This window comes from Streptococcus mitis (assembly GCF_001074635.1).
In the GTDB taxonomy this organism is placed as follows: Bacteria; Bacillota; Bacilli; order Lactobacillales; family Streptococcaceae; genus Streptococcus; species Streptococcus mitis_E.
Genome location: NZ_JUQO01000246.1, coordinates 1 through 230, shown reverse-complemented (window position 1 = coordinate 230; position 230 = coordinate 1). Strand labels below are relative to the sequence as shown.

The following is a 230-nucleotide window of genomic DNA, read 5'->3' as shown; positions in this document are numbered from 1 at the left end:
AATGCTGCATCATAATTAGCTAAGAATTCTTTTTGCGCTGCTTCTTCTTTAGCTGCCGCTTCTTTATCTTCTTCTGCAGCCTTCTCATTCGCTTTATCGATTAATTCTTCGGCTTGTTTTACAGTTAAGCCTTTTTTGAAGCCTTCTACAATTTCTTCTCTTGTTTGATTTGATGCTGCTTTTAATGCTGCAATTGTATCAGCCTTTGCTTTTGCTTCTTCTGGACTATT

At 37.0% G+C, this 230-nt stretch carries 1 protein-coding gene; it reads right to left on the bottom strand.

All coding sequences use genetic code 11. From position 1 onward, the window contains the following. The coding region (locus ADI58_RS10270) for a hypothetical protein (RefSeq protein WP_049522516.1) at positions 1-230 on the bottom strand (230 nt) is incomplete at both ends.